Here is an 18,522-nt window from a genome sequence, read left to right on the forward strand (position 1 = left end):
ATGAGCATGACTCGATCCTTTTTTCTGTGATTTTGCGTTTTGGGAACAAAAATTTCGCAAATTTAGGATCGAGTTTCTTTGATACTCCTACCATTTTGACAAGCTATTTAAAGGCTCAAGAGAAAAACAATCAGTAAACTGACATAAAAGTTGATATTAACCGGATTCTTAACATTACACTTTTTCATAATAAACAAAAATCTCATTAAGTAGTTCCTAAGTTTAATCACTTTGGTATAGGATAGTTTAACTTTAATTTATGGAGATTATTTTTGTGAAGGATAGCGCTTCGTTAGATAATAAATTTACAGAATTTAATGCCTTTAACTTAATTTCTTGGATTGCTGTTATTGGTGGGATAGTTGTTTATCTCTCAGGGCTTTGGCGTTCAGATATGCAGTTAAATGAAAAAGGGTATTATTTTGCAATACTCATTTTAGGATTGTTTTCTTCAATTTCAATACAAAAAACAGTCAGGGATAAAGCTGATAATATACCAACAACACAAGCCTATTATATTGCTTGTATCATCGCTTTTCTTTCCTCTATCGCATTAATCGCTATTGGTTTGTTTAATGCTGACTTACTGCCAAGTGAAAAAGGGTTCTATGGGATTGCTTTTTTCCTGTGTTTATTCGGCTCCATCGCTGTACAAAAAAATATCAGGGATATGGAACTGACTAAATCACTAATGAAAAAAGAATTTAATACTAAATCAATCAGTGAAGATGATTGAGGAAAAGGCCAGTATTAAGCTGTACTCAGTTTACTGAAAATAAGGGAGTTGAGACAGACTCCCTTACAAAAGTCTGTCTATACACTTCGGCTTTCAGGTTGCCTCTTTGTTGGCTTCTCTCGCTCACCCCAGTCACCGTTTTTATAAACATACGGTTATCTATGCACCCGGGGATGAATTTCATCCAGCGCCTGACATCAAACTGCCCGGAAAGAAATTTCCGTCGGGATTTTTTCTCCCTGCCAGTACATTTGAGCTGCGATATTAGCAGCAATTTCCCGGTAAATATCAGCAAACTGGCTATCAGGCTGGCTAATAACCGTAGGCTCTCCGCGATCAAGGTCTTCACGCAGTGAAATATGCAGCGGAATTTTACCTAATAACTGGCACTCATATTTTTCCGCCAGCTTTTCAGCACCACCCGTGCCAAAAATCGCTTCATGGTGCCCGCAGTTATTACAGATATGTGTGCTCATATTTTCAATAATACCCAATACCGGCACACTGACTTTCTGGAACATCACAATACCTTTCATGGCATCAATCAGGGCAATATCCTGTGGTGTGGTAACCACTAAAGCGCCAGTCACCGGAATATTCTGCGATAGCGTTAGCTGAATATCACCCGTTCCCGGTGGCATATCAATGACCAGATAGTCCAGATCCGGCCACAGGGTATCCTGTAGCATTTGCATAAGCGCCTTACTTGCCATCGGGCCACGCCAGACCATCGCGTTATCATCGGTGACAAGGTAACCAATAGAGTTTGTCGCCATACCATGCACCATAATGGGAGCCATATGCTGACCATCAGGTGAGGTAGGACGTTCTTTGGCTGTTCCAAGCATACTGGGAACGGATGGGCCGTAAATATCTGCATCCAAAATGCCTACTTTTGCCCCTTCCTGCGCCAATGCCAGTGCCAGATTCACCGCAGTGCTGGATTTTCCCACACCACCTTTTCCTGAACTGACCGCCAGAATATTACGAACTCCATTAATTCCCGGCAGGTTATTGGCACGACGTAATGTACAGATATCATGGGAAAGCCGCCATTCAACGCCTTTTGCGCCAGTCGCATCTAATAAGAGTTGAGTGGTTTCTTCTTTCAGTGCTCCAAAAGCCCGTTTCCATACAAACGGCATCATGAGTTCAATATGCAGTACTCCATCAAGCACAGTGCAATGATGCAGGGCTTTCAGAGTCATTAAATCTTGTTCTAGTGTAGGATGCTTAAATGCTGTCAGTATTTTCGCAACGCTTTCTTTCAGCAGGTCAGGATTGGTCTGCTCGGGGGATTGTGAGTTCATCCCGGCTCCTTTTCATTTTCTTTTTCAACCTCAAACTGTCTGGCCATCATAACAGAAGCAAACAGCTTGCGATAAGGACACAAGCAAAAGTGATGAAGTTCTCGCATTGTTCCGAAGTCTGTGAACGTTTTATGTTCATCATTGTTACTTCATTGAAGAGTTCGACTTAATAATCACCCGAGTCTCTTTCACCCTATCCCTGCGAAGAAGTCAGGCGTTTCTTGCATTTGTTGATATTGGCACTCTTAGTTAAACGAAGAACCAAGCACACAAATTACCGGTGATAAAAGTAAATCCCGTTACACCCTTAGCTCTGACTGTAAGTTTAACCCAAAGCACGATGAGAAACGAAAAGGTGGAGACAAAACATACTCAATGCATTCCGAATAACATTGCTTAAAATTAAGGTATTATCATGGCTGAAATATCATCGGCTCAACAAATAAACTCGTCTAAAGTAATGACACATGTGTTCTTGCCTTTTGCATTCGGACACGGCACATCATTTCTGTTCAGAAATATAAATGCTGTCTTAACACCATTTTTAGTTTCAGCAATGTCATTGTCCGCAGGACAACTCGGGATCTTATCAAGTGCTTACTTTCTTTCATTTTCCTTAGCTCAACTGCCTGTTGGACTTGCCCTTGATCGCTATGGATCAAAACGAGTGCAACTGTTTCTTTTAGGGATTGCCGTGGTAGGAGCTTTACTATTTGGTATTGGACAGGACTTCACTACATTATTACTAGCCAGGATCCTTATTGGACTGGGATTAGCAGCCTGCTTTATGGGTTCGGTCAAAGTGCTTTCCTTTTGGGTTCCTGACAATAAACTCCCCTCTATTTATGGGTACTTACTGGCTGTTGGGGGATTAGGTGCCATGCTATCAACATTGCCGGTTGCCTGGCTGGTAGGTTTTGTTTCCTGGCGAACGCTATTCTTTGCTATGGCTGGTGTAACTCTGATTATCATGGTAGCTATCGCAATATGGGTTCCCAAAGATCCGTCAGCATATAACTTCAGAATAAATGAGTTCAGGATACTGTCTTGATGCAGATAACTTATTTCGCATGACCCCTAACAATATACATACTGGCATGATGGCTCGGTATAATCTTTTTTAGCGAAGACAGTAATACCGGACATCATGCCGCTTAAAATCCTTCCCGAAATGTCAACCTCCCCTAGCGACAATGCTCCTTATCAGGTAACATCGAAAGCCCTTTTTAATTTATGGAAGTCAGATCCTAACTATGTCTCAAGTCGCGAAAAAATTATTGGTGACCTGTGCGTTACCCTATGCTAACGGTCCAATTCATCTCGGTCACATTTTAGAACACATTCAGGCTGATATTTGGGTTCGTTATCATCGAATGCGCGGCAAAGAGGTTCACTTTGTCTGTGCTGACGATGCCCACGGTACACCAATCATGCTGAAAGCTCAGCAGGCCGGGATCACGCCAGAAGAAATGATCGACAAAGTGCATCTGGAGCATCAGCAGGATTTTGCTGGTTTTGCGATTAGTTATGATAACTATCACTCTACGCACAGCGAAGAAAACAGAGCTCTTGCATCCGAAATTTATCTGAAACTAAAGCAAAACGGTTACATCAAGAACCGGACGATTTCTCAGCTTTTCGATCCGGAAAAAAGCATGTTTCTGCCGGATCGTTTCGTTAAAGGAACCTGTCCGAAATGTAAGTCGGAAGATCAATATGGCGATAACTGCGAAGTGTGCGGAACGACTTATGCACCGACAGAGTTGATCAACCCGCGTTCAGTGGTATCCGGTGCAACACCTGAAATGCGCGAGACTGAGCATTTCTTCTTCGACCTGCCTGCATTCAGCGATATGCTGCAACAGTGGACTCGTTCCGGCACCCTGCAAGAGCAGGTAGCAAACAAAATGCAGGAATGGTTTGAGTCCGGTCTGCAACAGTGGGATATCACCCGTGATGCGCCTTATTTCGGTTTTGAGATCCCTGATGAACCGGGTAAATATTTTTATGTCTGGCTGGATGCGCCTATCGGTTATATGGGTTCATTCCAGAATCTGTGTAACAAGCGTGACGACCTGAATTTTGACGAATTCTGGGAAAAAGATTCCAAAACTGATCTGTACCACTTTATCGGTAAAGATATCGTCTATTTCCATAGCCTGTTCTGGCCTGCCATGCTGGAAGGCAGCAATTACCGTAAACCAACTAATGTGTTTGTTCACGGTTACATTACTGTCAACGGCACCAAGATGTCCAAGTCCCGCGGAACTTTCATCAAGGCGGAAACTTATCTTAAACATCTGGATGCAGATTGCCTGCGTTATTACTACGCCGCAAAACTCTCTTCCCGTATCGATGATATCGACCTGAATCTGGAAGATTTCGTTCAGCGCGTTAACAGTGACATCGTCAACAAAGTTGTTAACCTAGCTTCGCGTAACGCTGGTTTCATCAATAAACGTTTTGGCGGCAAACTGGCAGATAAACTTGCTGATCCTGCTTTGTACCAAAAATTTGTCGATGCAGCTCAGGGAATTGAAGACGATTTCACTAATCGCGAATTTGGTAAGGCAATACGTGAAATCATGGCGCTGGCAGATCTCGCCAACCGCTATGTTGATGAACAGGCACCGTGGGTTATCGCGAAACAAGAAGGCCGCGATGACGATCTTCAGGCTGTCTGCTCAATGGGTATTAACCTGTTCCGCGTCCTGATGACTTACCTGAAACCAATTCTTCCGGGTCTGACTGAACGTGCAGAAGCATTCCTGAATACTGAACTGACTTGGGATGGAATTTCGCAGCCACTGCTGAGCCATAATATTTCACCATTTAAGGCACTGTTTAACCGTATTGAAATGGCTAAAGTTGAAGCTATGGTGGCAGATTCCACAGAAAGTATTAAGCCACAAAAAACCGTGACAGGCCCTCTGGCTGATGATCCTATTCAGGATACCATCACATTTGATGACTTCGCCAAAGTTGATATGCGTATCGCATTAATTAAACAGGCTGATTTTGTTGATGGTTCAGATAAGCTGCTGAGATTAGTTCTTGACCTTGGCGGTGAAACTCGTCAGGTCTTCTCTGGTATTCGCTCAGCTTACCCAGATCCGAAAGCACTGGAAAATCGCCTGACGGTTATGGTTGCTAACCTTGCCCCACGTAAAATGCGTTTTGGTATTTCAGAAGGTATGGTGATGGCAGCAGGTCCTGGCGGAAAAGAAATTTTCCTGTTAAGCCCGGATAGCGGTGCACAACCGGGTATGCAGGTCAAATAATCACCAGCATAATCTGGCGAAAAATTAATCCCAAAAGTAAGAGTGCGGGTTTTTTAAGCCCGCATTTTTTATGTGACGTGTAGCACATTTACAATATTAGTCGTATGATAACCCTCTTTATATTGAGGAATTATACGTTATGTCTTTCCTGAACGTGTTGCTGATCGGCTGGCAATATCTGCGCGCATTTGCATTGCTCTATTTATGCCTCATTGTCGGAAACTTCACCTCAGCACACCTCCCCTTCTCTCTTCCCGGCAGCATTATTGGCTTACTTCTTCTGTTCTGTTTACTGTCACTCCAGATTATCCCCGCTCATTGGGTAAAACCGGGCTGTAATTTATTGATGAAAAATATGACTCTGCTCTTTTTGCCTATCGGGGTTGGTGTCATGCAGTATTATCCACAACTCAGCCAACAGATAGTCCCGATTGCCCTTTCCTGCATTATCAGTACCGTTATTGTCATGATTACCGTCGCTTACAGTTCTCACTATATCCATCGCGAACGAACCATTATTGGCACCCGTCAGGCAGATCAGCGATTACAAGAAAAGCCACTACAAAATCAACCATCACAAACAGAGCTTTCACAACAGGAAGGAAACAAAAAATGAGCCATATCTGGTGGTCACTCCCATTAACTCTGTCTGTCTTTTATGTTGCCAAAAAATTAGCCGTTCGGCTCAAATTTCCTATTTTCAATCCATTATTGATATCAATGGCGGTTATTATTCCTCTGCTGTTGTTAACCCACACGCCTTATAAGCACTATTTTGCCGGTAGCGAAATATTGAATGATTTATTACAACCTGCCATTGTTGCTCTGGCCTTTCCGCTGTACGAACAACTCCACCAAATCCGGGCTCAGTGGAAATCCCTCATCAGTATCTGTTTCATCGGCAGTATCACTGCAATGATAACCGGCACAGCTATCGCTTTATGGGCAGGAGCCACACCTGAAATCGCGGCTTCAATATTACCGAAATCAGTCACAACGCCTATCGCTATGGCTGTGGCTCATTCCATTGGTGGTATCCCGGCGATCAGTGCTGCCTGTGTAATTGCTGTCGGTATTCTCGGTGCCATTTTTGGTCACAATCTGTTTAATGTTTTAAAGATTAAAACTAAAGCCTCCAGAGGTCTGGCAATGGGGACTGCTTCCCATGCTGTCGGGACAGCACGATGTGCAGAAATAGATCATGTGGAAGGGGCATATAGTTCACTGGCACTGATGACTTGCGGAGTGATTACTTCGCTGGTGGCACCGTTTTTATTTCCTGTGCTACTACACCTGTTTAGCTAGTAATAATCATCAGAAAACTCGTTCAGATAGTAAAAATTTGACATAAGTTACTAAAATAATATTTTTGTTACAGAAATTTCATGAATTATATGGCATACATCACATTACAAACCTGAGCACTCATCCTAGAATAACCTTTAATTAATTTGGAGATTATTTTATGCAAGCTCGTTTTCATGCTATCTGGTCAGAAATCACGCCTGAATTGCAAAAGGCGTTATTGCCCTATATTGGTAATGACGATTTTCCAGCTATGCTGACAGCAGAGCAGGTGGAGTCAATTAAGCAGACCTGTGGCCTTGATGATCATGCACTGGCACTGGCCCTGCTACCACTCGCTGCGGCCTGTGCCATTTCCCCTATCTCAAACTTTCATGTTGGTGCTATCGCACGGGGAGAGAGCGGCAACCTCTATTTTGGCGCGAATATGGAGTTTACAGGTGTTGCATTACAGCAAACTGTTCATGCCGAACAATCAGCCATCACTCATGCCTGGTTACGTGGCGAGAAGAAACTGGTATCCATCACTATTAATTACTCTCCCTGTGGTCACTGCCGACAGTTTATGAATGAATTAAACAGCGGAACACAACTGGAAATCTGTTTACCTGATCGCCCACGCCTGACACTGGCCGATTATCTGCCAGAAGCATTTGGCCCACGTGACTTATCTGTCACTCAATTTCTGCTGGATAACACTCACCACGGCTATCAGCTCGATGCTGAAGATGAACTCGTCCTGGCCGCATTAAATGCGGCGAATCAGAGCCATGCACCCTATAGTCAGTCACACTCCGGTGTTGCCCTGATAGATGAACAAGATCGCGTTTATACTGGTCGCTATGCAGAAAATGCGGCATTTAATCCAAGCTTGCCACCTTTACAGGCAGCGCTAATATTAATGAATATGTCAGGAAGTGATTGCCATTCGATCAAGCGGGCAATACTTGTTGAGGGGCAAAATGGTCACCTGTCCCAGTGGAATACAACCGAATCTACTTTAAATTTCCTCGGCTGCAAACAAACGGAACGCCACACATTCTGACCACCCTGCAAGGTTTTTGGGCAAAAGTGAGAAATTAAATAACATTTAATTAGCCAATTCTGTATGTTATCTCTCATTTTTGCTCATGATAAACATATTTAAGTAACATTTACTGTACTTATTTTTTTATCTTCTTAGGATCTATACACAATGGATTTCAAGATGCATCACAGCCAACAAAGAGGCAACTTGAAAGACGAAGTATATGTAGCCGATTTTGTTATTGATTAGTCCAAAGAGTAAGCATCATGGAACTGGAACACGAAAGTAAACGTCCTCTTTATATTCCCTACGCTGGCCCCATCCTGTTGGAGTTTCCCCTGCTAAACAAAGGCAGCGCCTTTACGGAAGAAGAACGCAGCAATTTCAATCTGCATGGCTTATTGCCTCAAGCGGTTGAAACAATCGAAGAGCAGGCAGAACGCGCCTATCGCCAATACCGCGATTTTAAAAATGACGCGGATAAACATATTTATTTGAGGAATATTCAGGATACCAACGAAACTCTTTTCTACCGGCTCCTTGACGCACATCTCAGCGAAATGATGCCTATCATTTACACACCAACCGTCGGTGAAGCGTGCGAACATTTTTCTGATATTTACCGCCGTGCCCGTGGTTTGTTCATCTCCTACCCGAACCGGGCTTATATTGATGACATGCTGCAAAATGCCACCAAACAGAATGTTAAAGTTATCGTTGTAACCGACGGTGAGCGTATTCTGGGGCTTGGCGATCAGGGAATTGGTGGCATGGGTATCCCTATCGGTAAATTATCGCTATATACCTCCTGTGGCGGGATCAGTCCTGCTTATACCCTGCCTGTCGTGCTGGATGTAGGTACAAACAATCCGCAGCGCCTGAACGACCCGCTCTATATGGGCTGGCGCCATCCGCGTATTACCGGCAAAGAATATGATGATTTCGTCGATGAATTCATTCAGGCAGTAAAACGCCGCTGGCCGAATGTTCTGTTGCAGTTCGAAGACTTTGCTCAGAACAATGCCATGCCACTGTTGACCCGCTATCGTAATGATCTTTGCTGCTTCAATGATGATATTCAGGGTACTGCTGCTGTTGCTCTTGGCAGTCTGATTGCTGCCAGCCGTGCCGCAGGCCGTCAGCTGAAAGACCAGACAGTCACCTTCCTTGGTGCGGGTTCTGCTGGTTGTGGTATTGCAGAGCAGATTATCGCTCAGATGAAATCAGAAGGTTTGAGTGATGAACAGGCCCGTGCCCGTGTATTCATGGTCGACCGCTTCGGGTTACTCACAGATAAACAACCGAATCTGTTGGATTTCCAAAGCGTACTGGTCCAGAAAAGCAGCGCCCTGGATTCCTGGGACGTTGACAAAGACAGCCTGTCATTAATGGATGTTGTCCGTAACGCCAAACCTACTGTTCTGATTGGTGTTTCTGGTCAGTCAGGCCTGTTCACTGAAGAAATTATCCGTGAAATGCATAAGCACTGTGAGCGCCCGATTGTCATGCCGTTGTCTAACCCGACATCCCGCGTAGAAGCCCGTCCGGAAGACATTATTAACTGGACGGAAGGTAAAGCGCTGGTTGCAACAGGCAGCCCATTCTCACCAGTACAGTATGAAGGTCAGGAATTCCCGATTGCCCAGTGTAATAACTCTTATATCTTCCCGGGTATCGGGTTAGGTGTTATTGCTTCAGGAGCCAGACGTGTAACAGATGACATGTTAATGGCAGCAAGCCGCTCATTGGCAGATTGCTCTCCTCTGGCGCAAACCGGCTCTGGCCCACTACTGCCATTGATTGATGATATTCAGGATGTTTCCCGCAAAATAGCCAAAGAAGTGGCGAAAAAAGCCCAGATTCAGGGTGTCGCAACGGTCACGTCAGAAGACGCTTTGGAAGAAGCGATTGAGCGTAATTTCTGGAAACCAGAATATCGCATCTATAAACGTACATCATTCTGATAATCTTAATGCCTGCCAGTATTTTCGGCAGGCATTTATCTCACAAAGCATATTTATATTAATGTGGTTAATCCAGCACTTGCTTCAATATTCCAAGTAAAGTAGCCTTTAATGACTTGTTCATGGTTATATAAAAGGCAAAAATAATGTGGAAGTATCTAATTACCAGCCTAATCCTCATAATAGCTGTTTTTATATTATCAGCTGTTATGCTTGATCGCTGGATCAGCTGGAAAACGGCTCCCTACATTTTTGATGACCTCAGACAACTTCCGGAACGAGAAGTGGGCATGGTTTTGGGCACATCCAAATATTATAAAGCCGGTGCATATAACCAATATTATTTCTATCGTATTCAGGGAGCTGTTAACGCCTATAACAGTGAAAAAGTTAAATATCTGCTATTAAGCGGAGATAATGCCCAACACAGCTATAATGAACCCAATACGATGCGAAGAGATCTCATTAAAGCAGGTATTCCGGCCTCTAAAATCGTGATGGATTTTGCGGGATTCCGGACATTAGATTCGGTTGTCAGAACTCGCAAGGTCTTTGATACCAATGACTTCACCATTATCACCCAGCGCTTCCACTGTGAACGTGCTCTCTTTATTGCGATGCATATGGGCATAGAAGCGCAATGTTATGCTGTCTCTTCCCCTAAGAATATGATGACGATACGTTTTCGTGAAGTATTTGCCCGCCTTGGTGCCTGGGCTGACCTGTATCTCTTAAAACGTGAACCTCGTTTTCTGGGGCCTTTAACCCCTATTCCTAGCCAGCAGATCTCTCCTACAGGCATTGAAGGCTATCCGGCGGTATCACCAGAAGAGTTACAGGGAATGGAGACGAGGAATCGCAGCAAATAAGAGCCTATTCTCGGAAGATAGGCTCTTGATCGTTTAAAATCTTTCTTGCAGTTTTCTGGTCAGTACCCGCCAGAGTTTTTCAGCAGGCCCTTGCTGATAACGTTTTAACCACCAGCAGGCAAATCCGATATTACATCCCCAAATAAAAGGGACGAATATTAACAATTCCCAGCGAGCAAACTGATTAAACAGCCCCAAATGATAAAAAAGTGTGGTGCAGATTAAAGTTTGCATTAAATAGCAGCTCAGTGCCATTTTGCCAACCTGCTGTAGCCAGAAAACTACTCGACAACGGAATATAACCGGCCAGAACCCATAAATCAGCGCCACATACGATAATGCTATAAATGGTGTCGCTAATTCAGTGATCGTCTGTCGGACAGTCCAGGCAGTGAAGTAACTATAAGGATATAAATACAATACTGACAGGGCCAGAGACTGAATCAACAGGCCAATGACAAACAGCCACAGAGCCGCACGACGATAGTGATGAAGGCTGTACATGCCCTTTAGCCAACCATTACGTAATAGCATTGCGCCGCAAAGCATAGTTCCTATTATCTGCCAGCTATACTGCACAATAGTCACTATCATCACACCGCTAATCTGATTTATACGGTGCTCTATCGCCACTAGCCCGCCATGGGTTTTCCAGTAACTTTCATGCAAAATATCCTGCTCTAGCGGATGCCAGAAAGTACTGTTTTCCTCTACCGGGAATAGCCCCAATAGATAGAACATCATCAGCCCAAATAAATATAAGACAATACCCTGTTTGAATAAATTGGGTCTCTTATTGATCCAATGTAATACCAGAAGGCCAACCAGACCATATGACAATAGGATATCGCCATCCCATAGCAAAATTCCGTGCAATAAACCAATCACAGCCAGAATCACTAACCTGCAACGATTCCAGTAGTAATCCCGCTGCCTCAATAATTCAAGTGATGCGCCAAATAACAGCGTTAAAATAAATAAAAATTTTCCCTGAGCAAATGTATTCAGGACAGACCATGTTAATACATCAGAAAACAGAACATTGGCTTTATAAAAGAGATTAGTATAAGCGGCATAGGGCAACGCAAAGCCTGAGATATTCAGTAACAATATGCCCAGAACAGCGAAACCACGCACGCTATCAAGCACTGCAAACCTGTGGCACGCTGCTCCACTATTTAATTTACTACTTGTTAATTTACTACTTGTCATAGCAATGCAGGTTCATCACGATAAGTGCAAATGGCGCACGGCACGCAAAAATTCCTGTCGCGTATTTTGACTGGACTTAAACAAACCGCCAAGAGATGTGGTCGTTGTGGTACTGGTAGCATCACGGATACCACGCGCCTTTACACAGTAGTGCACAGCATCAATAGAAACAGCAACATTATTTGTGCCAAGCAGAGCCTGAAGTGCAATCAAGATTTGCTGTGTCAATCGTTCCTGTACCTGTGGGCGTTGCGCAAAAAACTGGACAATGCGGTTAATTTTCGATAACCCAATCACTTTATCCTTAGGAATATAAGCTACAGTGGCTTTCCCATCGATAGTCACAAAATGGTGTTCGCAAGTGCTGGTCAGTGTGATATCCCGCACTGTCACCATCTCATCGACTTTCATTTTATTTTCTATCAGCGTGATTTTCGGAAAATTTCTGTAATCCAAACCTGAAAATATTTCATCCACATACATTTTTGCAATACGGCTCGGTGTATCCGCCAGACTGTCATCACTCAAATCGAGGTTTAACAGCTTCATAATTTCTGTCATGTGTTCCTCAATGCGGACTTTTCGCACTTCAGGCTCTAAAGTCTGTTCACGCAGTGGGGTTTCAAGACCACGCTCAACCAGTGCCGAATGCACCAGCGCGGCTTCTGTACTTAAGGATGACATCGAATTCTCCAAAGATAATACTTCCATTACATGATATCCATTGATGGGACATTTGCTCATATTGTTACCACGAACAACTATATCAACATTGAATATTGAATAGCTATACCTGCCAACATTCAAATTGTAGCCTGACAGGCTATATACTGCCCCCCATCAGGGCAGGCGCACAATATACCTGCACAGTACCAATGCGCCAAATCAGGATTATTTATAAGAGGTTTTATTGCGATTAAATACTAGCAATCCCGCAATAACCAAGCCAATAAATGCAATATAGAGCGCCGGTTCCAATTTACCGGTCAGCCAAGTCGAAATAGCTGATAGCATCGGCCCGACCAATTGCCCCAGCGCATAACCGGTGGTTAATAGCCCGGCCATATAATGAGTATGGCTGGGAGCCAGTTCGCGCCCATACAGCAATGCCAGCTGCACCACACACATAAAACCACCTCCCACCAGAAATGCGCCGATAACAAGGCCACTGATTCCGGGTACAACTTCTGCTACCAATATACCCAGTGCCTGAAGCCAGAGTGTGATAGCCAGACGAACTTGTGCTGTTGAGACATGGCGCAACAGAATTCCCATCGCAATACCGATGACTGACGCTCCTCCGAATATCGGCCAGACAAACTGTGCAAACACGCTACCGGGGAAACGTTCTGAAGCCATTTGAGAAAGAAATGTGGCGGGTAGAATATAGCCGAATCCGGCAAGGGTGTAACTCCATACCAGCCGCTTAATTTCAGGCGTTAAAGCAAGTTTTTGCATTGCCGTTTGCGGACGATGCAATTCTCCCCGGCGTGGTAAATAGCGACTGGCATAAACACTGCACAATAACGCCAGAATGCCATAAATAACCCATGCCTGAGCCGCATCCATACCCCACGATTGAATCCCTACCGCCAGCACTCCGCTGACCAGAATGCCAATCCCGGTTCCGGCAAAGATCGCGGCACTTAACCCCGGGCGATTCAGCTTCGCCAGTTCATCGTTTGACCATGCAGCAACCAACACCAGTGTCCAGCCACTCGCCCAGCCAATAAAAAAGCGGGCAATACTGTGTAATACCGGGCCGTCAAGCAGGGCTGACAGAAGTGTAATAATAACTGCACCCCATAAGCCTGCCCACAAACGATACTCCACAAACCGCTTCGCCCGCATCGCATCGTAAGAACCGGCAAAATAGCCAAGGTAATTAAATGCAGCCACAATCCCGGCTTCCGTCAGCGTGAATTGTGATTCAGCAATCATCAGTGGAACTTGTGGTGTGAAGGTAAAACGCCCTATTCCCATCGCAACAACTAAAGCAAGAAAGCCGCTCAATGCAATTTGAATAGCCAGATAGTTACTATTACCAGATGTTGTAATTTGGTTACTCATAGTGATTAAATTTTAATGTAATCGTTTGTTTTAATTGTCGTAATTTAGTTATAGCAAATCATGGATATGATATACATCTTTTATTAGTCAATCCGCACCGCTTTCTTTTATCCTTCAGCAGTAATCTGGAATCTATTCGGTATAACAATTTCCCATTAAAAGGATCTTTGCCATAATGCCACCATGCTATTTGCCGCACATTGGGAGTTTTCATGGATCATTGTCATACCTCAGGCTTAATTTCACTCGAACAGGCGTTAGAAAAACTACTGGCCCAGACCGCCTCTCTCTCTGAAACCGAAACAATCAGTCTGATGCACTCAGCAGGCCGCATTACTGCCACAGATATTATTTCCCCAATTAATGTTCCCCCTTTTGATAACTCAGCGATGGATGGTTATGCCATTCGCCTTGCCGATTTGAACGAAACACAGACTTTACCGCAGACAGGGAAAGCGCTGGCTGGTGTTCCATTTCAGGGAGAATGGCCCGCAGGTACCTGCATCCGCATTATGACTGGCGCCCCTATCCCCACGGGTACCGATGCCGTTGTTATGCAAGAGCACACAGAAACAACGGAAACAGGCATCCGGTTTACGCATCCGGTTCGTCAGGGGCAGAACATCCGTACTATTGGCGAAGATATTGCCCAAAATACAGCTGTCCTGCCACAAGGCACTAAGTTATCTACAGCACAATTGCCTCTGCTTGCCTCGCTGGGGATTGCAAAGGTTGAAGTGTTCCGCAAATTAAAAGTTGCTGTTTTTTCTACCGGCGATGAACTACAAGCCATTGGTGAGCCACTGCAATCCGGACAAATTTATGACACAAACCGTTTTGCTGTTCGCCTGATGCTGGAAAAACTGGATTGTGAAGTTATCGACCTCGGTGTTATTCCGGATGATCCTGATGCCCTGCGCCACGCTTTTATTCAGGCTAACGACCTTGCTGATCTGGTTATCAGCAGTGGGGGTGTTTCCGTTGGTGAAGCCGATTACACTAAACAGATTCTGGATGAGATGGGCCAGATTAGCTTCTGGAAATTAGCCATTAAACCCGGTAAACCTTTTGCTTTCGGCAAACTGGAAAAAGCGTGGTTTTGTGGCCTGCCGGGCAATCCGGTATCCGCAGTTCTGACCTTCTATCAGTTAGTACAGCCTCTGATTGCACACTTGTCCGGCTTCAGTTCATGGCAGCCTCCTCTTCGGCTTAATGCCAAAGTGGTTACACCGCTGAAAAAATCGCCCGGCAGGCTGGATTTCCAACGCGGGATCGCGGGATTGAATGAACAGGGTGAATTAGAAGTAAAAACAACCGGTCATCAGGGCTCCCATATTTTCAGTTCATATAGTCTCGGCAATTGTTTTATTGTACTTGAAAGGGAACGCGGCTCTGTTGCAGCGGGGGAAACAGTACAGATAGAATTTTTCAACCAGCTGCTGAAAAATCAATAAATGATTAAAGAAATGACTAGTGAACTCACAGATAAAGAAATGCTTCGTTACAATCGGCAGATTGTCCTGCGGGGTTTCGATTTTGACGGTCAGGAAAAATTAAAATCATCCAACGTGTTAATAGTCGGTCTGGGAGGTCTCGGCTGTGCCGCTTCCCAATATCTGGCCGCAGCGGGAGTGGGAACAATCACATTATTGGATTTTGATACTGTTTCCCTGTCTAATTTACAGCGCCAAATCCTACATCGTGATGAGCGTATTGGTATGGCTAAGGTTCATTCCGCGGCGCTGACGCTGCGGGAGATAAACCCGCATATTACTGTCCGTCCCGTTGAAGGGCTATTAGATGATCCAGCTCTAAGTCAGTTGATTATCCAGCATGATGTTGTGCTGGATTGTACCGATAATGTCGCCATCCGCGAACAGCTTAACCGTCTGTGTTACCAGCATAAAACGGCCTTAGTTTCCGGGGCTGCCATACGAATGGAAGGACAACTGTCAGTCTTTACCTATCATGAGGAAGAACCCTGTTACCGTTGTCTGAGCCGATTATTCGGTGAAAATAGCCTGACCTGTGTTGAAGCGGGTGTCATGGCACCACTTGTAGGTACAATCGGCTCGTTACAGGCTATGGAGACAATTAAACTGCTGACTCAGTACGGGAAAGTTGCTCGAAGCAGAGTTCTACTGTTTGATGCCATGACAATGCAATTTCGCGAAATAAAACTAGTGAAAGACCCTAGGTGTGAAATCTGCCAACGATCATTATAAACCTAAATATCTATTAATGGTTATTCACTCACTACTCATCATCAGGATCAAAAAAGGCCCCTTCAGGAGCCTTTTTTGAAAAATATTACCCCGACCATCACAACGAGTAGGGCTGGGTGATTACACAAGTAGAGTTTCCTCTGGTCGAAAATTATATAACACACATCAATGTATATAAATGGTCATGTTCAGGGCGAATAGGTCTAACTTGAACAATAAGCTGGAATGTCTTTAGCATATAAAAGAGGATTTGATGATTGCTTGTGCTTTATAATCAATTTTCTCTCAATAGTAACCATAACAAACTACTATGAAAGCAACCACCCTCAGTATTACACCTATAGATAATTACCGAGACAAATTTAATAACAGCCAAATATTAGTTTGAGCTATAACATAGCAGTAGTTTGAAAGACAAAGAGTATTGCATCATTTAATACTCCATCAAAATAGCGGTACTTTGCCAACCAGCACCCACCGACCAAAAAACGATTAAGTCACCTCGTGCAATTTCTTTCCTTTCCAACGCTTCATAAAGTGCAACAAATGGACTATTAGTCGCAGTATAACCATACTTATCACCAATAAATAATGCCTTACTCTGATCCACGCCAAGGGCTTTACAAAGTAGCCTAATGTTACTTATAGAAAACTGTGAAAACATAAATCCCTTAATATCTTCAATAATTAAATTATTTCGTGAAAGTAATAATTGTATTGATTCGACTGCAACATCGATACAAATGGAATCATCAAAAGGTGTGAATTTCACTTGTGCTGAAATATTATGTTGATGAATATTAGATAATCCACATTCTGGAAAAAGTGAATTGTCAATTACTGAAGTTTGTATCCGATTTTCTGAATCTATAAAGCCATTTCCTTGTTCAGTTTTATGAAGAATAACAGCAACAGCAGCCTCAGAAAAACATGAATGATAGACAGGTGAATGACTACTGTGAGCACCAAGATAATCCCCACCTACAACCAGTGCAAGCTGACAGGAAGGATGCGCCATCATTACTCTGGAAACCGTTTCTATCGCTACTAATAGCCCTGCACAATTTGCATTAATGTCAAACGCCTGAGCTCTTTCCCCGCCTCCAATGGCATGATGTATTTTGAGCGCTGTTGAAGGAATAAGATATTCTGGTGTCTGTGAAGCAAATACAACTAAATCCAGATCATTAGCCTGACAACCGAGTTGTCGGATAGCATTATTAGAAGCTGCAACTGACATTGTTAGTGTTGTATCAGATGAGTCACGGATAAGATAACGGTTTTTATAGCCAAGACTATTCAGTAATCCTCTAACATCAATACCTTGTTCAGCGTAATACTCTATAAACCAATTATTATCAACTACAGTTGAAGGATGCCAAATTCCTAGCGCTGCAATTGCTACTCTTGTCATAATTTTTCCTGTTTATAACCATAGTTTATTATAGTTATTTAATTTATCGCACTTAACCCATCTTGTTTCAAGTTGCCATTCCTGCATTATTATGCTGAATATTTAAATCCACTGGATATGGTTGTGTAATCTGATCATAGCAATATATATTGCAAGGAATATCTTTCCATTGAAGTAAACAAGCTGTTGCAGTAGATGAAGGACTAAAGCCCATAATAATAACCCAATCAAAATCAGCCAATCTTTTATAATTCTTTATTTCCATAAAGCCAAAAAAACTCATTGATGGACCTAGACTTCCATATTTATGAAAGATAGATATAACTTTTTCTTTTTCTACACCCAAAGCTTCAGCTGCGCTGTTAGCAACCCATTCTACGGGGTCATAAATATAAAAAGCTTTCACCTCATTTAAAGTAATTCCATTTGATTCACATACCTTACTGCAACACTGATAAATAGTTTCTTTCAGGTGATTAAATATATATTCTCCTCCTTTGGGTTTATAACAAACATATCGTTCAGGAACTTCATTAAATTCTAACACATCGTAATGTGCTGTACTTAAGGTATGAAAACCATCGATTGTCGCACCTTGTTCACGGCTAAGTATGAGACATGCAGCTCCATCACTTAACAGAGATCTGGCAGGATCGTTTTTTGAAAACCAATGCGAATAATTACATCCTGCAATAACAGCAATATTATTAAATGCTGAGTTAGTAAGCATAGCCGTAGCAAGTTCTAGTGCAGTTACTCCACCACTAGTGCCAACATTTATTACCACCACCGGACAAGATAGATTTAATTCTCTGGCCAATTTTCCTGCTTCATCACTTAGTATGTTGTCAGACCATACTTGGCTAAGAATCAGATAATCAATATCTAATATATTCTTCTGTATCTGTTTCACGGCAGCTAACAAGCTTTCCTTCATTAATCCAAGTAGATCTTTTTTATGCCTTGAACGCCATAAAACACGTGTTCGAGATAATTGCTTTTTGTCCGGGACACTAAATGCATTATGCGTATCGTTTTCAGGATGAATAATAATTTTTTTTATCGGGAGAATACCTGCTGCTGAAACAACTGAGATAGCGTTCCTCATA

Annotated in this window: 16 protein-coding genes; 10 read left to right on the plus strand and 6 right to left on the minus strand. The window is 43.3% G+C overall.

What is annotated here, in order from left to right; translation table 11 throughout:
* Positions 1-274 precede the first annotated feature (274 nt).
* Positions 275-736, plus strand: coding sequence for an inner membrane protein YiaA (yiaA, locus tag AACX68_RS07360; RefSeq protein ID WP_228858660.1), 462 nt, complete (start codon positions 275-277; stop codon positions 734-736).
* Between the two features lie 197 nt (positions 737-933).
* Here yiaA and apbC read toward each other — a convergent pair whose 3' ends face one another.
* On the minus strand, positions 934-2,046 hold the full coding sequence (gene apbC, locus AACX68_RS07365) for an iron-sulfur cluster carrier protein ApbC (protein ID WP_228858661.1): 1,113 nt from the start codon (positions 2,044-2,046) through the stop codon (positions 934-936).
* A 415-nt stretch (positions 2,047-2,461) separates the two neighbouring features.
* Between apbC and AACX68_RS07370 the strand changes: the two genes are divergently transcribed.
* The 7 genes from AACX68_RS07370 (at position 2,462) to sanA (ending at position 10,492) form a co-directional block, all read left to right on the plus strand.
* A complete protein-coding gene (locus AACX68_RS07370; protein WP_228858662.1) occupies positions 2,462-3,097 on the plus strand; it encodes an MFS transporter in 636 nt (211 codons plus the stop codon).
* Positions 3,098-3,299: 202 nt separating this feature from the next.
* Positions 3,300-5,327, plus strand: a complete 2,028-nt coding sequence (gene metG, locus AACX68_RS07375) for a methionine--tRNA ligase (RefSeq protein ID WP_228858663.1) — start codon at positions 3,300-3,302, stop codon at positions 5,325-5,327.
* 139 nt (positions 5,328-5,466) lie between these two features.
* Positions 5,467-5,943 carry a CidA/LrgA family protein gene (locus tag AACX68_RS07380; protein WP_228858664.1) on the plus strand — a complete coding sequence of 159 codons (477 nt, stop codon included), beginning with the start codon at positions 5,467-5,469 and terminating at the stop codon, positions 5,941-5,943.
* Positions 5,940-6,632 carry a CidB/LrgB family autolysis modulator gene (locus AACX68_RS07385; RefSeq protein WP_228858665.1) on the plus strand — a complete coding sequence of 231 codons (693 nt, stop codon included), beginning with the start codon at positions 5,940-5,942 and terminating at the stop codon, positions 6,630-6,632. The genes AACX68_RS07380 and AACX68_RS07385 overlap by 4 nt, the downstream gene beginning before the upstream one ends.
* Positions 6,633-6,792: 160 nt before the next feature.
* Positions 6,793-7,677, plus strand: a complete 885-nt coding sequence (cdd, locus tag AACX68_RS07390; protein WP_228858666.1) for a cytidine deaminase — start codon at positions 6,793-6,795, stop codon at positions 7,675-7,677.
* A 248-nt stretch (positions 7,678-7,925) separates the two neighbouring features.
* Positions 7,926-9,623 (plus strand): NAD-dependent malic enzyme, encoded by a 1,698-nt coding sequence (locus tag AACX68_RS07395; protein ID WP_228858667.1) that lies wholly within the window; start codon positions 7,926-7,928, stop codon positions 9,621-9,623.
* Between the two features lie 146 nt (positions 9,624-9,769).
* Complete coding sequence (gene sanA, locus AACX68_RS07400; protein WP_228858668.1) at positions 9,770-10,492, plus strand: outer membrane permeability protein SanA; 723 nt, start codon at positions 9,770-9,772, stop codon at positions 10,490-10,492.
* A 33-nt stretch (positions 10,493-10,525) separates the two neighbouring features.
* Here the strand turns inward: sanA and yeiB are convergent, their stop codons facing one another.
* From yeiB to AACX68_RS07415, 3 genes are all read right to left on the minus strand, one after another.
* Positions 10,526-11,641: a DUF418 domain-containing protein YeiB gene (gene yeiB / locus AACX68_RS07405; RefSeq protein WP_339389304.1), complete on the minus strand. Its 1,116-nt coding sequence runs from the start codon at positions 11,639-11,641 to the stop codon at positions 10,526-10,528.
* A gap of 78 nt (positions 11,642-11,719) precedes the next feature.
* Positions 11,720-12,388, minus strand: a complete 669-nt coding sequence (gene folE / locus AACX68_RS07410) for a GTP cyclohydrolase I FolE (protein ID WP_099109162.1) — start codon at positions 12,386-12,388, stop codon at positions 11,720-11,722.
* A gap of 207 nt (positions 12,389-12,595) precedes the next feature.
* Positions 12,596-13,774: a YbfB/YjiJ family MFS transporter gene (locus AACX68_RS07415; RefSeq protein WP_228858670.1), complete on the minus strand. Its 1,179-nt coding sequence runs from the start codon at positions 13,772-13,774 to the stop codon at positions 12,596-12,598.
* Positions 13,775-13,986: 212 nt separating this feature from the next.
* Here AACX68_RS07415 and moeA point away from each other — a divergent pair, with 212 nt between their 5' ends.
* Positions 13,987-15,228: a molybdopterin molybdotransferase MoeA gene (moeA, locus tag AACX68_RS07420; protein WP_228858671.1), complete on the plus strand. Its 1,242-nt coding sequence runs from the start codon at positions 13,987-13,989 to the stop codon at positions 15,226-15,228.
* A gap of 12 nt (positions 15,229-15,240) precedes the next feature.
* Complete coding sequence (moeB, locus tag AACX68_RS07425; protein WP_228858672.1) at positions 15,241-15,999, plus strand: molybdopterin-synthase adenylyltransferase MoeB; 759 nt, start codon at positions 15,241-15,243, stop codon at positions 15,997-15,999.
* Positions 16,000-16,432: 433 nt separating this feature from the next.
* On the opposite strand, the gene AACX68_RS07430 is transcribed toward moeB, so the two are convergent.
* Positions 16,433-17,413, minus strand: a complete 981-nt coding sequence (locus AACX68_RS07430; RefSeq protein WP_228858673.1) for a 3-oxoacyl-ACP synthase III family protein — start codon at positions 17,411-17,413, stop codon at positions 16,433-16,435.
* Positions 17,414-17,480: 67 nt separating this feature from the next.
* Positions 17,481-18,521 (minus strand): 3-oxoacyl-[acyl-carrier-protein] synthase III C-terminal domain-containing protein, encoded by a 1,041-nt coding sequence (locus AACX68_RS07435; protein ID WP_228858674.1) that lies wholly within the window; start codon positions 18,519-18,521, stop codon positions 17,481-17,483.
* Between the last annotated feature and the right edge of the window lies 1 nt (position 18,522).

The organism is Xenorhabdus sp. PB61.4 (assembly GCF_963894935.1).
Lineage (GTDB): Bacteria > Pseudomonadota > Gammaproteobacteria > Enterobacterales > Enterobacteriaceae > Xenorhabdus > Xenorhabdus stockiae.